General features: G+C 45.5%; 13 protein-coding genes. 2 read left to right on the top strand and 11 right to left on the bottom strand.

Going from position 1 to position 14,205, the window contains the following annotated elements; all coding sequences use genetic code 11:
* The gene (locus tag IDJ77_RS26910) at positions 1-1,677 is read right to left on the bottom strand and encodes a histidine kinase (RefSeq protein WP_191192101.1); all 1,677 of its coding nucleotides are present in this window, start codon (positions 1,675-1,677) and stop codon (positions 1-3) included.
* A gap of 956 nt (positions 1,678-2,633) precedes the next feature.
* On the opposite strand from IDJ77_RS26910, the gene ppsA reads away from it, so the two are divergent.
* Positions 2,634-5,282 (top strand): phosphoenolpyruvate synthase, encoded by a 2,649-nt coding sequence (ppsA, locus tag IDJ77_RS26915; RefSeq protein ID WP_224751256.1) that lies wholly within the window; start codon positions 2,634-2,636, stop codon positions 5,280-5,282.
* Positions 5,283-5,285: 3 nt separating this feature from the next.
* Here ppsA and IDJ77_RS26920 read toward each other — a convergent pair whose 3' ends face one another.
* The 10 genes from IDJ77_RS26920 to IDJ77_RS26960 all read right to left on the bottom strand — a co-directional run bounded on the left by IDJ77_RS26920 (position 5,286) and on the right by IDJ77_RS26960 (position 13,654).
* Entirely contained in the window at positions 5,286-5,999 is a 714-nt protein-coding gene (locus IDJ77_RS26920) for a hypothetical protein (RefSeq protein ID WP_224751257.1), read from the bottom strand.
* A gap of 39 nt (positions 6,000-6,038) precedes the next feature.
* Positions 6,039-6,371, bottom strand: coding sequence for a hypothetical protein (locus tag IDJ77_RS27760; protein WP_224751258.1), 333 nt, complete (start codon positions 6,369-6,371; stop codon positions 6,039-6,041).
* The gene (locus IDJ77_RS26925) at positions 6,349-8,031 is read right to left on the bottom strand and encodes an FAD-dependent oxidoreductase (RefSeq protein ID WP_191192102.1); all 1,683 of its coding nucleotides are present in this window, start codon (positions 8,029-8,031) and stop codon (positions 6,349-6,351) included. The genes IDJ77_RS27760 and IDJ77_RS26925 overlap by 23 nt, the downstream gene beginning before the upstream one ends.
* Positions 8,009-9,517 (bottom strand): polyamine aminopropyltransferase, encoded by a 1,509-nt coding sequence (locus IDJ77_RS26930; RefSeq protein ID WP_191192103.1) that lies wholly within the window; start codon positions 9,515-9,517, stop codon positions 8,009-8,011. Before IDJ77_RS26930 ends, IDJ77_RS26925 begins: the two co-directional genes overlap by 23 nt.
* Before the next feature lie 4 nt (positions 9,518-9,521).
* Positions 9,522-9,746 (bottom strand): DUF350 domain-containing protein, encoded by a 225-nt coding sequence (locus IDJ77_RS26935; RefSeq protein ID WP_191192104.1) that lies wholly within the window; start codon positions 9,744-9,746, stop codon positions 9,522-9,524.
* A gap of 12 nt (positions 9,747-9,758) precedes the next feature.
* Positions 9,759-9,938 (bottom strand): hypothetical protein, encoded by a 180-nt coding sequence (locus tag IDJ77_RS26940; protein ID WP_191192105.1) that lies wholly within the window; start codon positions 9,936-9,938, stop codon positions 9,759-9,761.
* Positions 9,938-11,329, bottom strand: coding sequence for a DUF4178 domain-containing protein (locus IDJ77_RS26945; protein WP_191192106.1), 1,392 nt, complete (start codon positions 11,327-11,329; stop codon positions 9,938-9,940). The genes IDJ77_RS26940 and IDJ77_RS26945 overlap by 1 nt, the downstream gene beginning before the upstream one ends.
* A 1-nt stretch (position 11,330) precedes the next feature.
* On the bottom strand, positions 11,331-11,684 hold the full coding sequence (locus IDJ77_RS26950) for an S-adenosylmethionine decarboxylase family protein (RefSeq protein ID WP_191192107.1): 354 nt from the start codon (positions 11,682-11,684) through the stop codon (positions 11,331-11,333).
* Between the two features lie 108 nt (positions 11,685-11,792).
* A complete protein-coding gene (locus tag IDJ77_RS26955; protein ID WP_191192108.1) occupies positions 11,793-12,872 on the bottom strand; it encodes a PQQ-dependent sugar dehydrogenase in 1,080 nt (359 codons plus the stop codon).
* A 188-nt stretch (positions 12,873-13,060) separates the two neighbouring features.
* Positions 13,061-13,654, bottom strand: a complete 594-nt coding sequence (locus IDJ77_RS26960; RefSeq protein ID WP_191192109.1) for a 2OG-Fe(II) oxygenase — start codon at positions 13,652-13,654, stop codon at positions 13,061-13,063.
* 142 nt (positions 13,655-13,796) lie between these two features.
* Between IDJ77_RS26960 and IDJ77_RS26965 the strand changes: the two genes are divergently transcribed.
* Positions 13,797-14,201 carry a hypothetical protein gene (locus IDJ77_RS26965; RefSeq protein ID WP_191192110.1) on the top strand — a complete coding sequence of 135 codons (405 nt, stop codon included), beginning with the start codon at positions 13,797-13,799 and terminating at the stop codon, positions 14,199-14,201.
* Positions 14,202-14,205: the final 4 nt, after the last annotated feature.

A 14,205-nucleotide genomic window follows, 5' to 3' on the forward strand; every position in this document is an offset into this window, starting at 1 on the left:
TCAGATCCAGTTTGTTAAAGTGATGAGTATAGTGGTTTGGCCCGGCCTGGAAGTAATATTCAATTCAGCAGGCTGATGTTTGTAGATCTGATTAAGCAAACTAATCCTTTCCTGGCTGAGCTTCAACCCAAAAGAACCTTCTGACCGGATCTTATGGGTATCAAATCCTTTGCCGTTGTCCTCCACCGAAAGGATAAGATCATATCCCTTAGTAAAAACGTGCAACCGGATCAAACCGGCCTTTTTTAAGGTAGCAATACCGTGTTTCACCGAGTTTTCGATAAAGGGCTGGATTATCATTGCCGGGATATCAATATTGGTTTGACTGAGCGCAGGATCAACTGTTATTTGATAGGCAAAACCGAAACGCAGCTGCTCCATTTGCAGGTAATCATCTGCAATGATCAGTTCTTCTTCCAGGCTGATCAGCTCTTGTACTGTACTATTTAGAACTTTACGGGTAAGCCCGGCAAATTTGGAGAGGTAAAGATTAGCCTGCAGCAGTTCATTTTTGTTGACCAGGTTTTGAATAGAACTTAGCGCGTTGAACATAAAATGCGGGTTCAATTGTGAACGGAGGGATCTCAGCTTTAATTGCGTGGCGGCCTCTTGCTGTTGTGTGCGCTGCAATATGCGTTTGCTATACAACAAGTAGATCACAAACACGACGGCCATACCACCACAAACCAATAAAAACAGTTTTAAAGTTAGCTTTTTTGCCAGCAGAGGTGGCGGCAATACCTCAAAGGGGATACGCAACATATCCCCCTCCTTCCAAAGGACCCTCCGCTCTTGTTTTTTGATGATCAGTTCATAATGACCGGCGGCGGTAAACGCAGATCTGTCGAGCTGGAAGAAACCATACCGGTCTACAAAACCAAGCCATTCAGAGGTATCTTTCCGGCCATTGATCGTTTTGATCAGATAGGCTGAGTGTAATAATGTTTCCTGCCTTTTTAACTGTAAGATGATCCGGGCAACACTATCCGCGTAAAAATGCAGGTCAATAGGGATACCTGACCGGTCAAATCTGGTGGCATAGCCACGATTGAGTTGAGATCGGCCCAGATTAAAATAAGCAGCAGGCGTACTTAACCTTATCTCGGCTAATACCGGTTTGAAACTCCTGCGCCAATCCAGGATCAGGCCTTCGCGGATACTGTAATTCTTGATGTTGACAACCTCCACCACCAACCGACTGCCCGGCGCTTTAAATTTGCCGATAAAACCATAAGGCTGCCTGGCGCCATAACCTTGTGCTAACCTGGGTATGAACGACCAGGGCACTACCTCGGTACTGTCATTGACGATCACGTGATATCGATAATCCCGTATATTCCCGGCGTTAATCCCCATCGCGATCAGTATAGCTTCGGAACTGTCGGCTATGACAAAAGTTTGATAGTCCTTGGATAGTGATTGAACCGAATTAGCGTAATATTGGGTAAGCTTTGGGTTAAGCTTAACACCAAGGAGGATAGGACTTATAGGTGTAAATACGACTTTCTTGTTTTTCTTAAACTTATCAAATACCTGGTAAATATGCTTGTCACTAACAGTAATATATACCGGTTCGGTGACCATGGTCTTCAGGTCGGTCATCAGCGTTTCGAACTGAAAATTGTTTCCAAAGGGTAGATCGACCTCCTTTTGTGCGAAAAGCTTAAGGTTGATCATTTGCATAAGTACCAATAACAAAGCCCCCCGGTATATTAGGGCCATATGGTAATTCTGCAAACACTTAGTTCTTAAAAGCATACCGTCTGTTGGTCTTTAGCTGAACAAACTTGCTTTAAATTTTTCAGGGAACCAATATGCAATGAGAATTCGGTAGAAGATATTTAGGATGTGGTATATGATTCTTTTGAGGGTAAGTTTTAATGTCCAAACGGTTTTTGGGACTATCCAGAGAATGGACTCGAACCACGTATTTCATAACACAGCTAATGAAGCCAATCTTCTCAAATCATCTATAAAATGGTTCGAGAAGTATCCATTGGGGTGCAATGATAATAACCTTGTCCCTGAGCTCCTGACTGGGCTCGAACCTAAGTATTGCTCATACCATCATAGGGAGTCGAACATCTTTTATGGTTACCTAGCACATCAATTAAAAACTTTGAGTGATCTATCAATTGTTTCAAATATTGATAAGTCAGCTGTAATTATTTACAAAAAACATTGATGGAAATCTTAAGATTAATTACTATTTTTATTCAACGATTTAGAATCACAATGTTTGCATTGCGTGATTCATAAAGTACTTGAAATTTGTTTTACATAAGATACAGATAATGAATATGTTGTGAACCGAGTTCATGACCCGTCCATTCCGCAGGAAAATCAAAGCGCTTAGAGAGATCTAAGCGCTTTTTTTGTTTCTAATATTACAATGCCAGTTCGGCGAAATTCGCCGCTTAGATTTGGCGCAGGGTAATCTACACCCCCAATAAAAAACCGGTCTGCAAGCGGCATAAAAAGCTAATCAATAACAATCTCTTCAATCTGTTTCGTTGTATAGATAACGGCCATGTTTTCATCATATTGCGGCTAAAAAAATATAGTTAAAAAACCGTGTTTTGATAAATTCTACCTTATATTTTTGGCTTTGTACATCCTAAAAAGCCAAAAATATGATGCCGGAAAACAAACATAAAGCTTTAGAAAGCTCGCAGAACATCTATGTGGTTTCTTTAAAGGAAATCGACCGAGCATGGCTCATGGTTGCCGGTGGCAAGGGCGCTAACCTCGGCGAATTGTTTGGCATCAAAGAAATACGGGTACCCGATGGCTTTTGCGTTACCACCGAAGCGTATAAAAAAATAACCGAAAACAACCGGGAACTTAATAGCTTGCTTGATGAATTGGCGCATTTGAATGCGATCGAGCGGAAAAATATCAGCGGGATCAGCGCGAAGATCCGCGAGGCCATCGAAATAACGCCTATTCCCGCAGGTATAGTGGATGTGATTGAAGAGCATCTCGCAAAGTTTGATGAAAATGAGGCGTTTGCCGTGCGCTCCAGTGCAACAGCGGAAGATCTGCCCACCGCATCCTTTGCGGGGCAGCAGGATACGTATTTAAACATCATCGGGAAGGCCGCTATTATCAAACATATCAGCAAATGCTGGGCATCGCTGTTTACAAATAGGGCAGTAACTTACCGCCTGCAAAACGGGTTTGATCACCGAAAAGTGCATCTGGCTGTAGTTGTTCAGCAAATGGTTTTCCCGCAGGCGGCAGGCATCCTGTTTACTGCCGACCCTGTTACCGCTAACAGGAAAATAGTATCTATCGATGCCGGCTTTGGGTTGGGTGAGGCTATGGTGTCGGGCCTGGTGAACGCCGATCTCTATAAAGTGTGCAACGGAAATATTATCGATAAGAAGATCTCCACCAAGAAACTGGCAATTTACGCCTTAAAAGGTGGCGGTACGATAGAAGAGAAGATCGAACCCGCAAAACAGAATAGCCAGGCGCTGACGGATGAACAGATCTTGATGCTTGAACGCGTGGGCAGGAAGATAGAAGAACATTTCGGCAGTCCGCAGGATATTGAATGGTGTTTGGCCGACGATACATTTTATATCGTGCAGAGCCGCCCCATCACTACTTTATTCCCCATCCCCGAGACGAATGACCAGGACAATCATGTTTACGTATCCGTTGGCCATCAGCAAATGATGACTGACCCGATGAAACCATTGGGATTGTCTTTTTTCCTGCTGATCACGCCGGCACCCATGCGCAAAGCCGGTGGAAGGTTATTTGTAGATGTAACGCAGTACCTGGCATCGCCAGCCAGCCGGAAATGGGTTGTGGATGCCCTGGGGAAATCCGACCCGCTGATAAAAGACGCATTAGTGACCATCATTGAGCGGCCCGATTTTATAAAACTCTTACCAGATGAAGAACAAAATCCAGCCCCAACCAATAGAGTTATGCAGCCTTCGGTTTCACAGGCAGAGATCGAAAATGAGCCGGATATTGTTGCTCACCTCATCGGCAACAGCCAAAACTCTATAGAGCTGGCCAAACAAAACATACAAACCAAATCGGGGCCGGCGTTATTTGATTTTATCCTGGAGGACATTCCGCAGCTAAAAAAAGTGATATCCGACTCCAAAAGCCTGGCTGTCATCATGGCCGGCATGGATGCTTCATTTTGGATCAATGAAAAAATGCAGGAATGGCTGGGCGAAAAAAACGCGGCGGATGCGATCGCACAATCTGTACCCAACAATATCACATCCGAAATGGGATTGGCGCTATTGGATGTGGCGGATGTTATTCGCCCTTATCCGGGTATAGTGGCCTATTTGCAGGATGTAAAAGAGGATGATTTTTTGGATAAACTGGTTCAATTTGATGGCGGAGAGGAAGCCCGGGACGCTATCCATGCTTATCTCGACAAATATGGCATGCGATGCAGCGGGGAAATTGATATCACCAAAACCCGCTGGAGCGAAAAACCAATTACCCTTGTCCCGACGATCCTCGGTAACATTAAAAACTTTGGGCCCGGTGCCGCCAAACTGAAATTTGACCAAGGGCTGCAGGAAGCATTTAAAAAAGAGGAAGAGCTATTACGCCGCTTAATGGAACTGCCCGATGGTGAGCAAAAAGCTGCAGAAACAAAACGAATGATAAACCTGGTGAGGAAATTTGCCGGGTACCGGGAGTACCCAAAATATAGCATGATCAGCCGCTACTTTGTTTATAAGCAGGCTTTACTAAAAGAAGCCGAACGACTTGTGCAAGCCGGGGTTATTCGTGAAAAGGAAGATATATACTATCTCACTTTCGAGGAGCTGCACGAGGTGGTACGTACCAATAAACTCGATCAGCAAGTCATCAATAATCGGAGAGAAGATCACAAGTTATATGAAAAACTGAACCCGCCGCGCGTGATCACGTCCGACGGCGAGATCATTACGGGGAAATACAAGCGGGAAGACCTCCCGGCAGGTGCTATTGTGGGCCTGCCTGTTTCTTCGGGAGTTATTGAAGGGCGGGCACGTGTTATTTTAAGCATGGAAGATGCGGTACTGGAAGATGGCGATATATTGGTGACCACCTTTACCGACCCCAGCTGGACACCCTTATTTGTATCCATAAAAGGCCTGGTAACCGAAGTCGGCGGCCTGATGACCCATGGCGCGGTTATCGCACGCGAATATGGCTTGCCGGCAGTTGTAGGCGTAGAAAATGCCACTACTCTGATCAAAGACGGGCAGAGGATAAGAGTGAATGGGACAGACGGCTATGTTGAGATATTATAATCATCAACTATTATTAAGCTGCTTTTCTTTTTTGATCTTCCATATAAAACCGTCGAGCACGTAATGGGTAGACTGGGGCAGCGACAACAGCGGCACCAGAAGCGCGAGTGTCTGCTCATTGCTGATCTGCGGAAGGTGCGAGAACATACCGAACACACTGCCATGCTCTTTCCAGATCATGCCATCCCACAGGCCTTCTTCCAGGTAGGCGAAAAGGGCGAGCAGCAACACAAAAAACAGCACGCCGCCATATTTACTAAAAGTGTACCTTAAAATGAGGCTTTGGCTGTTATTAGCTTTTTGATGCCTTTTTTTCTCAAAGATCCATATCAAAGCCATGTAGGGGATGCCATGGGAGATCACGTTAAGGGTAGTAAAGGCCAGGTCGCCGTTAAAGTATATAATGCCGAAATACCAGGATAAAAAAGTACCCGCTATGAGTAAGTTACGAGGCCGGTTAAATGCTTTGGTACGAAGGATGTAGATGCTTTCTTTAATTACATAAAGGGCGATAATTAAAAGATAAAGCACAGAACCCCAACCAAGCAACAAGGGCGAATGAAACGACAGGATATCATTCTCTACAAACCAGCTGAAGTTTCTGTTCCCCTCCAAATGCCAGTAAAACAAGGGGTAAATGGTAGCGGTGTAAATAGCGATCTTATCGATAACCCTGAACCAAAAGTTATCACCTTCCTGCCTGGAATAGAGCCGCATAAACCCATACTGCTGCCTTATAAAATGAAAAACTGCCAGTTAAGCCAGTAGCCGCCAAAAAAGCATCCCGCTATAGCTGTAAAGCAGCACCCCAACCATATAGCAAGCAATGGGCACAACTATTAAAAAAGCATTTTTTTTATATGCGCCCTGGTTAAAATAGGTGCGGTAAAGTGTGCTGTACACATGGGCAACATCAATAAAAACCACTAAGAACAACCAGTAGTAAACAGGTATGGCAGACGCGGCCTGGAACTGCGCGGGAAAGCAAATAACAAGCAATAAGCCCACAAACGGTGGCGACAGGATAAACACCCCGTCGATAACAGGCGAATGCAGCCAGGGCTGTTTATGTGTTAGCTTGTTTTCCATAGCTGGCTAAAACCTGGTTGGCGGCACGGATGCCCTGGTGAAACGCTTCTTCGAAAATGGATACCCCGCTAAGATCGGTATGAGCAAAAAAAAGGCTGTTATTTACGGGCTGCTGCGCCGCTTTCCTGTTTGCTCCCCAAATATAGTTTACGGCCGGGTATATCATACCATGGCCCCAGATCCAGCATTCCACATTTCCGATGGCATCTGTAATACCCGGATGCATGTATTCCAGCTCGGGCATCATCATGTCCATCCATTGTTCGTAAGTGCGGGTATAGGCTGCTAATCGTGCCACACGCGGCTCGTGGTCGCACAGGGGGAGGTACCAGGTTAAAACCCTTTTATTGTCGGTTAGCTTAACACTTTGCTGCCCGGCATTTACATACCCTACCGATGGCGTATCGTAGGCCACGTTATCCCAGCAAAGGCCCGCGCCTTTTGCCTGTGGCAAGCTGTTAACCGTAATATTGGCAATAAACCAGGGCGAATAATTCAGTTCGGCATAATCAACGGGTCTGGTTACGCTATCTTTAAAAAGTCTTTGATTTACAAACTGAGGGGTGGCCATTATAACGTTATCCGCCGTTATAAGGCTTGTTGTGCCTTTGGCTATATCGTAGATAGAAGCGACCACCTTACCTTGTGGGTTATGCGCGATGCTGTAACACATATGGCCTTTTACGATATGGCTGCTTACTTCGGCGGCCAGTTTTTTGGTTAGCCAGCCATTGCCTTCGGGCCAGGTTAACACGGCGTTGGTATCGGCATTTGCCGCCTTTCCACGTCGCGAGGCGAAGTAGTGCATCCCCGCCCATGCCGATACTTTATCTATCCTCTGCCCATAATCATCCTTACAGCAATAGTTTAAATACCAGAGCAAATAAACAGAGGTAAGCTTTTGCTGATGCAGGTAATCTTTAAAAGTGATGCCATCCAAGGCGCGATACTTTTCGTCGGCCGAGCTGTCATCTATCGGGATATCAAAAGCGTATTTACCATCAGTTCCTTTTGCTTTTTTAAGTTCGTCTATCAGCGCGAAAAACTGCTTTACCTGCGCCTTATCTTCCGGCTGCAAGCCAAAATCGGGCACGATGCCCTCCTGCCACTGCCCGTTGATCAGCAGGCGCTCTTCCGGGTCGAAACACAGGTAATAATCGTTGTAAACCGGCAGGTTGTTCTCAAAACCGGTGATTACGCCGCAATCCTGTAAAAAGCCGGTGAGCAGCGTATCCTCGTTATTGGCTATAGTGATGTAATGCGCGCCGAGCGGGTATGCCGATACGCTGTTTTTGCCCGAGTGTGAATTACCACCCACATGGTCTTCCAACTCCAGCAATTCAAAATCATCATACCCCTGTTTTTTTAACCAGCGTGCTGCCGAAAGGCCCGAGATACCACCACCAATGATAAGTGTATTTACATTTCGGGTGCCCGAGGGAGCGGGTAAGGGCAGTTTATCGCGCAGGATGTGGCCGGCTTTGGCATTGGGGCCTTTAATGCTGCCTTTTATGCTTTTATAAGCCCCGTTTGGTTTAAGCTTACGGATACAGCCACTTAATAGGATCCCCGTTGTAACAATACCCGCTTTGAGCAGGAACGAACGGCGGCTCAGCGCGTTTACAAAGCATGCGCGTTTATAAAACGGACGACCACTCATCTTCGAAATATTTTACCAGCACCTGGTTGTTTAACTTATTAACCTCTGTTTTTACTTTGGCCATATCCTTTGGGAAGTAAAACATCAGGTCGAGGCTTTCTTTGGTGATAAAGCGCATCCCCGGTAAAAACGTTGATGGCTTTTTGTATACCGGGTTTTCTGTTGCCATAATATACCCCCATTCGCCAAATGATGGTACGTAATTATGATAAGGGATAGTATGCAGGCCTACCGAACGCAGGGTGGTATCAACCGTCCAGAAGGATTTGGGCGCCACATACGGCGATGTTGCCTGAATAACCATAATGCCGCCCGGCGCCAGCACACCTTTGGCCAGTTTGTAAAAGGAATTGGTGTAAAGTTTACCCACGGAATAATTTGAAGGGTCGGGGAAGTCGATCACCATAAAATCAAACTTGGTTTTATCCTGCCGCAGCCAGGTAAATGCATCGGCGTTGATCACCTTTACCTTTGGCGATAACAGCGAGTTTTTGTTGAGGCCCAGCAGCATCCGGTTTGATTTGAACAGGCCCGTCATACCTTTATCCAGGTCTACCAGGGTTATGCTCTTTATATTGGGGTATTTCAAGATCTCGCGTACCGCCAGCCCGTCGCCGCCGCCCATTACCAGCACATTGCGCGCGTTGGGCAAAGCCTGCAAACCGGGATGCACCAATGCTTCGTGGTACCGGTATTCGTCATCGGAACTAAATTGCAGGTTGCCATTTAAAAACAAGCGCAGCACTTTGCCTTTTTTGGTAAGTATAATGCGCTGGTACGGCGTGCTTTTAGCGTAAATGATGGTATCGGCATAGGTGAGGCTTTCCGAAAAATTGGTGATAACGCCCGCGTAAACAAAGCCCACCAAAAGGACAAGTATGCTGATAACGGCGCTTGTTTGCAGGTATATCGCGGCTTTTATCTCCTTTTTAAAGCTTACGCAAACAATAAGCGCTACCGCCACATTGAGGATACCTACCAGGTAGGATGTTTTTACCAGCCCGAGATACGGGATAAGCAACAAGGGGAATATGAGCGAGGCCAGTAAAGCGCCGATATAATCGAAGGTGAATACTTTTGATACCAGGTCCTTAAATTCATACCTGTCTTTCAATATGCGCATCAGTAGCGGGATCTCCAGGCCCACTAATATGCCGGTAATGCCCACCAGGCTATAAAGGATAATGCGGAACGAGGCGATGCTCTCGAACACGAGGAATAAAATGGTAGAACTGGTGCCGCCCACCAGGCCCACCAGGATCTCTAACTGGATAAACCACGAAATGATATTTTTTTCGAAGTATTTGGATACCCAGGAGCCTATCCCCATAGAGAACAGGTACACCCCAATAATGGTAGAGAACTGAGTTACCGAATCGCCTAAGAGGTAGCTGGCTAATGTGCCCGCTATAAGCTCATAGATAAGTCCGCAGGTTGCTACTACAAAAACGGAGATCAGCAGCAGCGCATGCAGTTTTTTGTTCATAAGCCTACCCGTGTATAGCAGAACTGATGATCAAAGCTACCGCTATCATAAACGAGGCGCAAACGATAGCCAGAGCGGTGTTGTTATTGTGTACGATCTCTTTCCATAAATTTTCGGGGGTTATCTTTTCAATTATCCAGAAAGACACCAGCAAAATAACGATACCTATTACAGAATACAATACCGAAGCGATAATGTATTTGAAGTTAATTAAATCATGTAAGCTCATAATGTTAATGGTTTATTTGTGATAAAATGCGTGAACGCCCCTTGTGCGGGTATTGTTGTTGTATTCGGTGTTGCGGGTTACGCTGCTGCTTTCCCAAAAAGCAATACCGTTGATTGCCGAATAGGCGTAGTACCCTACAACAAGTAGTACAAAAATCAGGTAATAACGTGCGTCTTTAATAGTTTTCATCATTATTCCTCTGTTTCGTAAGGTGAATAATCGCTGTTCATCCAGCGCCTTTTTTCATAGTTGCGCATTCGCCACCAGGTGTACAGCGGGTACAGGCAAAGTAATGAAAGACTAACCCAAAAGTTCTTCCATATAATAGGGTTTGCAGTAACATTAATGTGGATCGTTTTTACGTTGATATCTCCCACGGAGGTGTTGATATTCGGAATGCCGGGTTCGGGTATAATGTTAAGGGTAGGGTCTGCCGCTTTTATATTATTATCGCCGGCCGCAGGATAAACATTTAAATGATATTTGCCCGCCGGGATGGCAGAAAGCAACACATCGGCCTCCTGCGAACCTTCCGACCAGCTTTCGCCGCCCTCAACGCCATGGTAATATTCAATGCTTTCAGTTACTTCCCAGCTTTGGTTGTTCTTCTCGTTAACCAGCACCACGGTAGCCTCCAGCCAGTTATTATCAACTGCACATTGTATTTTAAAATTTAGTGCCGATTGCTTGTTCAATTCAAATGAGGGCGTGATGTAAGGCTTAAATTCATTGGCCTTGGTGGTGTCCCTTTCTATATTGCGGGAATTATCCAGTACCTGATATTCCGGCGATATGAACGACCCTCCAAAGCCAACCACTGCCAGCAGCAGGACAATCACCGGGATAAGTTTATATATCGCGAACCACCTTTTCGCATGAACCGATGGCTGATTGGCGCCAATGCCAACCCTTTCAGGAAACAGCTTGATGTCTGTTTTAAAAGCATCGGCGATAACGGCAGGCTCGGTATACTCGCCCAGGTAAAACTGACCGGCAGTTTGATTGGGTACATGTTCTATATAAAGAATTTGCGGAGGGGCTACAAATTCGGTTGTTTTAGGGCGTTCAAACAAAATATCCCAGTCAAACTCGCCAATAAGGCCTGTGGTAACCGCGGTATATTTACTAAAAAGCGTGTATTCGTTCTCTTCGTAATTAATAAACGTCCAGCCCCGGTTTTTTAATTCGCCCAGGGCGGGATAAAATTCTTTACCGGCAACAAAGGTCCAGTGCCCGTCGTATTCGGCAAAGTTGGCGTAGCCTTTTTCGTAGTTATACAGGATATATTCGCGCCAGGCATAGGAAGCGCCTTGTTCCTTCTTTTCTACGTAGCCAATTACTTTAAACTGATAGCCTTTAAACATACCAACGCTGCCCAGCTTGAGCACCGGTTGTTGATCTATCGGGTCCGCCTGCTTTTGAATGAGGGCAGTATCGTTATTAGTAAAATGAATGAATGAGCTACAGGAGATACAAACACAGTATTCGCTCCCCTCGGGGTCGTAAAGCGTTATTTGCTGCTTGCATTTGGGGCAGGCAACATCCTCTGCGTAAGGGAAAGATCTTAGGTTTATTGTAGCCATATTACCTTACCAGTTCGGTTTTTTTAATTTCAGTTGCCTCAAAAAAGCTTAATACGCGATTGTATATCGCTTTTACTTTTTCAGAATTATCTTTTTGATAGTTGGACAGGAAAATATCGAAGGTGGCGAGGTTAAATTCCGGCCAGGTATGGATAGAAAGGTGCGATTCTGTTAAGCAAACCACACCGGTAAAACCCGCGCCGTTAAAATCATGATAAACTTCTCCTACTTTCTCCAACCCGTACTCGGCGATCAGCCCATCGAAAAATAACTTACAGGGAGCAGATGCCGAGAGGCTTGTGACAGCAGCAACAGAAAATTCAGCTAAAATATGCAGGCCGGGTTGATAAGGCATCGATCAGGTTCTCGTGTAATCAAAAATATAAATTTATTGGATAATCAGGCATTAAAAAGATAATACCTCTTTTTCCTTGTGCGTTTTGACAGCGGATATTGAATATTGTTACTTCCATACATAATACAACGCGCCATTTTTATCATCGGTTATAAAAAACGAGTTGGCATCATTCATCATTACATCGCAGGGGCGGCCAAGCCGGTCGCTCTTTTTTTTACCCACCTGGAAACCGCTTACTATCTCCACATACCTATCCCTGCCGGTTACCATCACCACGGCATTGCCGCGTTGCCGCCACACGCTGGTAGAGCCGTGCAACGCCACCAGGAAGTTTCCGTTTAACTGCGCATCGTTAAAGTTGCTGAACAGGTCGAAGCCCAGCGGAGCCGAATGCGCTTTAAAACCGCAATAGGCGAGGGGCGGCTTTGGCGGCGGGGTGATATTTTGGATCTCGGCAGAATCCATCATCTGGCGATCGGGGTAAATTTGCTGTTTGTATTGGGCGTACCAGGGCCAGCCGTAATTTTTACCCTGCTCAATAGTACCGAAAAGGTCCTCGGGGTTATCAGGTTTCATCAGGTCGCGGCTCATGAAGGTGGCCCAAAGTTTATCTTTTATCCACTTAATGGCTACGGAATTTCTAAGGCCCGTGGCATAGGTTTTTTGTCCGCTGCCGTCGGGATTCATTTCGATGATGGAGGCGCGGATGGCTTCCTTTTCTACACAGGCATTGCAGCTGCTGCCTACGCTTACGTAAATCTTGTTGTTATGCTGCGCCAGGCTGCGGGTGAGGTGCCAGCCGCCATATTTATAACTCAGCCCCTGATCGGGAAAGCGGGCAAGGATCTGCTGCGTGCCGTGCAGGGTACTATCACCGGCATGGTATTCATAACGGGAGAGTTTACCGGTTTCGGCTATGTAAATATAGTTTACGCCCTTATCGGTATAAAACATTACCTGGTTGGGGTTATGCAACTTAGCCGCAAACAGTGTTATCTTTTTAAACTGCTTTGCGGTGTTGTCCCAGTTTTCGAAAATGTAGACTTTTCCCCGTTTATTATCTGCCAGGCTGTGCATATCGGTACCAAATAACCGTCCGTCGGGGCTTTTGGCCAGGAAACGCAGGCGGCGCATGCCTTCGGCAGCGACAGTAATATGATACCCTTTCGGGATCTTCAAATCCATGCTGACGCCTTTTTTCAAAGCCACGCGTTGCGACTCGAGTGCAACTTGTGCATTAGCATTCAAACAAATAAAACTTATTAAAATGATTGTGGAAAGGCGGGAAAGCATCGTTTTTCTTTGCAGCAATTTATCAAAATAAAAGCATATAAAATGGGCTACACAAGGATTTTAAAAGGTAAAAACTACTATTAATTCACCTTTAACCAACCCGTGATGCTCATCCGCGATTTCGTAGTAACCATTACCTCGTGCTCCATCTCGATGCTTTTAAAGAACACGCTTTTGCCATTAGTTGGCGAGATACGTTGCTCAGGACCGGTGTGATGGATGCATAGTTCGCCGCCATCGGCCAGTACCCAGCCGGCATTCAGGTACATGATCATGGAGTAGGCGCGGCTGCCGTTGTTTTGAAACTGGTCGAGGTGTTTTTTGTAGAAGGCGCCTTTTTCGTACAGGGTGTAATGAAACTCATAGCCGGTAATACCGGTGTAGCAGGTTCGGTTAAGGTATTCGATGAAACTGTCCATCAGGTCGAAGAAAGCGTTCTCGTGCGGATCGTTATGCTTGCGGTCAAGCCAGTAAATGCTGTCGCCCCGTACCAGTTTGTTGTGCGCCACTAGCGTATCGTTCCCGGTGCCGGCGGCAAGCATCAGCTTATCTTTAAATAAAGCAATGAGGTTATCCTTTAAATGGCCGGAAAGGGCGAGGCTGAGAAAATCTTCGGAGATACCTACTTGAGTGTCCAGGTAGGTGTCGATGAGGTCGCTGAAGGTTTGTTCCAAACTGGGTGCACCGCAATTCGCGATCCTGCATTTTGGTGAAGGTAGTTTTAATTAACGGGATTGCTGTTGTGGGGCAGGTAAACCCTTGATCCAATTAAAATTATTTAGAATTGATGTTAGATATTAACCTTAATTTGCAGTAATGAAAAAAGCACTAACAACGATATTGATTTTATGGTTGTGTCAATCATGTGTTTTTGAGCACTCGCCAGATCTGCAGGTTACGATCATCAATAATACCAAATCTGATTTCCTTATTGACGAGTATGAATGTTGCGATACCAATATAGCTGGTAGAAATATAAGGTGGTTTTGTGAACCTGATTCTGAATTTGATGGCACAAGCTATCCTAAAATTATCAAAAGTGGCCAAACGGGGATAATGAACACGAGAATGAAAGCGGCGGAATCAATTTTAGTGATTAACGCCGATTCTTTAAGAGCAAACTGCCGGAGCGCTGGTTTAACAGCAGAGTCGTCTTGGATGCAAATTTTAAGTCAGGATGTTGATGCTGCAGAAAAGCGTTGTACAATAATTATTAAATAAAAAG

The sequence above is a fragment of the Mucilaginibacter pankratovii genome (assembly GCF_014773265.1).
GTDB classification, from domain to species: domain Bacteria; phylum Bacteroidota; class Bacteroidia; order Sphingobacteriales; family Sphingobacteriaceae; genus Mucilaginibacter; species Mucilaginibacter pankratovii.

What these genes read in the sequence shown, in the direction of transcription:
- IDJ77_RS26910 (WP_191192101.1), bottom strand. Translation starts at nt 1,677, where the DNA reads ATGATCAACCTTAAGCTTTTCGCACAAAAGGAGGTCGATCTACCCTTT.
- ppsA (WP_224751256.1), top strand. Translation starts at nt 2,634, where the DNA reads ATGATGCCGGAAAACAAACATAAAGCTTTAGAAAGCTCGCAGAACATC.
- IDJ77_RS26920 (WP_224751257.1), bottom strand. Translation starts at nt 5,999, where the DNA reads ATGCGGCTCTATTCCAGGCAGGAAGGTGATAACTTTTGGTTCAGGGTT.
- IDJ77_RS27760 (WP_224751258.1), bottom strand. Translation starts at nt 6,371, where the DNA reads ATGGAAAACAAGCTAACACATAAACAGCCCTGGCTGCATTCGCCTGTT.
- IDJ77_RS26925 (WP_191192102.1), bottom strand. Translation starts at nt 8,031, where the DNA reads ATGAGTGGTCGTCCGTTTTATAAACGCGCATGCTTTGTAAACGCGCTG.
- IDJ77_RS26930 (WP_191192103.1), bottom strand. Translation starts at nt 9,517, where the DNA reads ATGAACAAAAAACTGCATGCGCTGCTGCTGATCTCCGTTTTTGTAGTA.
- IDJ77_RS26935 (WP_191192104.1), bottom strand. Translation starts at nt 9,746, where the DNA reads ATGAGCTTACATGATTTAATTAACTTCAAATACATTATCGCTTCGGTA.
- IDJ77_RS26940 (WP_191192105.1), bottom strand. Translation starts at nt 9,938, where the DNA reads ATGATGAAAACTATTAAAGACGCACGTTATTACCTGATTTTTGTACTA.
- IDJ77_RS26945 (WP_191192106.1), bottom strand. Translation starts at nt 11,329, where the DNA reads ATGGCTACAATAAACCTAAGATCTTTCCCTTACGCAGAGGATGTTGCC.
- IDJ77_RS26950 (WP_191192107.1), bottom strand. Translation starts at nt 11,684, where the DNA reads ATGCCTTATCAACCCGGCCTGCATATTTTAGCTGAATTTTCTGTTGCT.
- IDJ77_RS26955 (WP_191192108.1), bottom strand. Translation starts at nt 12,872, where the DNA reads ATGGATTTGAAGATCCCGAAAGGGTATCATATTACTGTCGCTGCCGAA.
- IDJ77_RS26965 (WP_191192110.1), top strand. Translation starts at nt 13,797, where the DNA reads ATGAAAAAAGCACTAACAACGATATTGATTTTATGGTTGTGTCAATCA.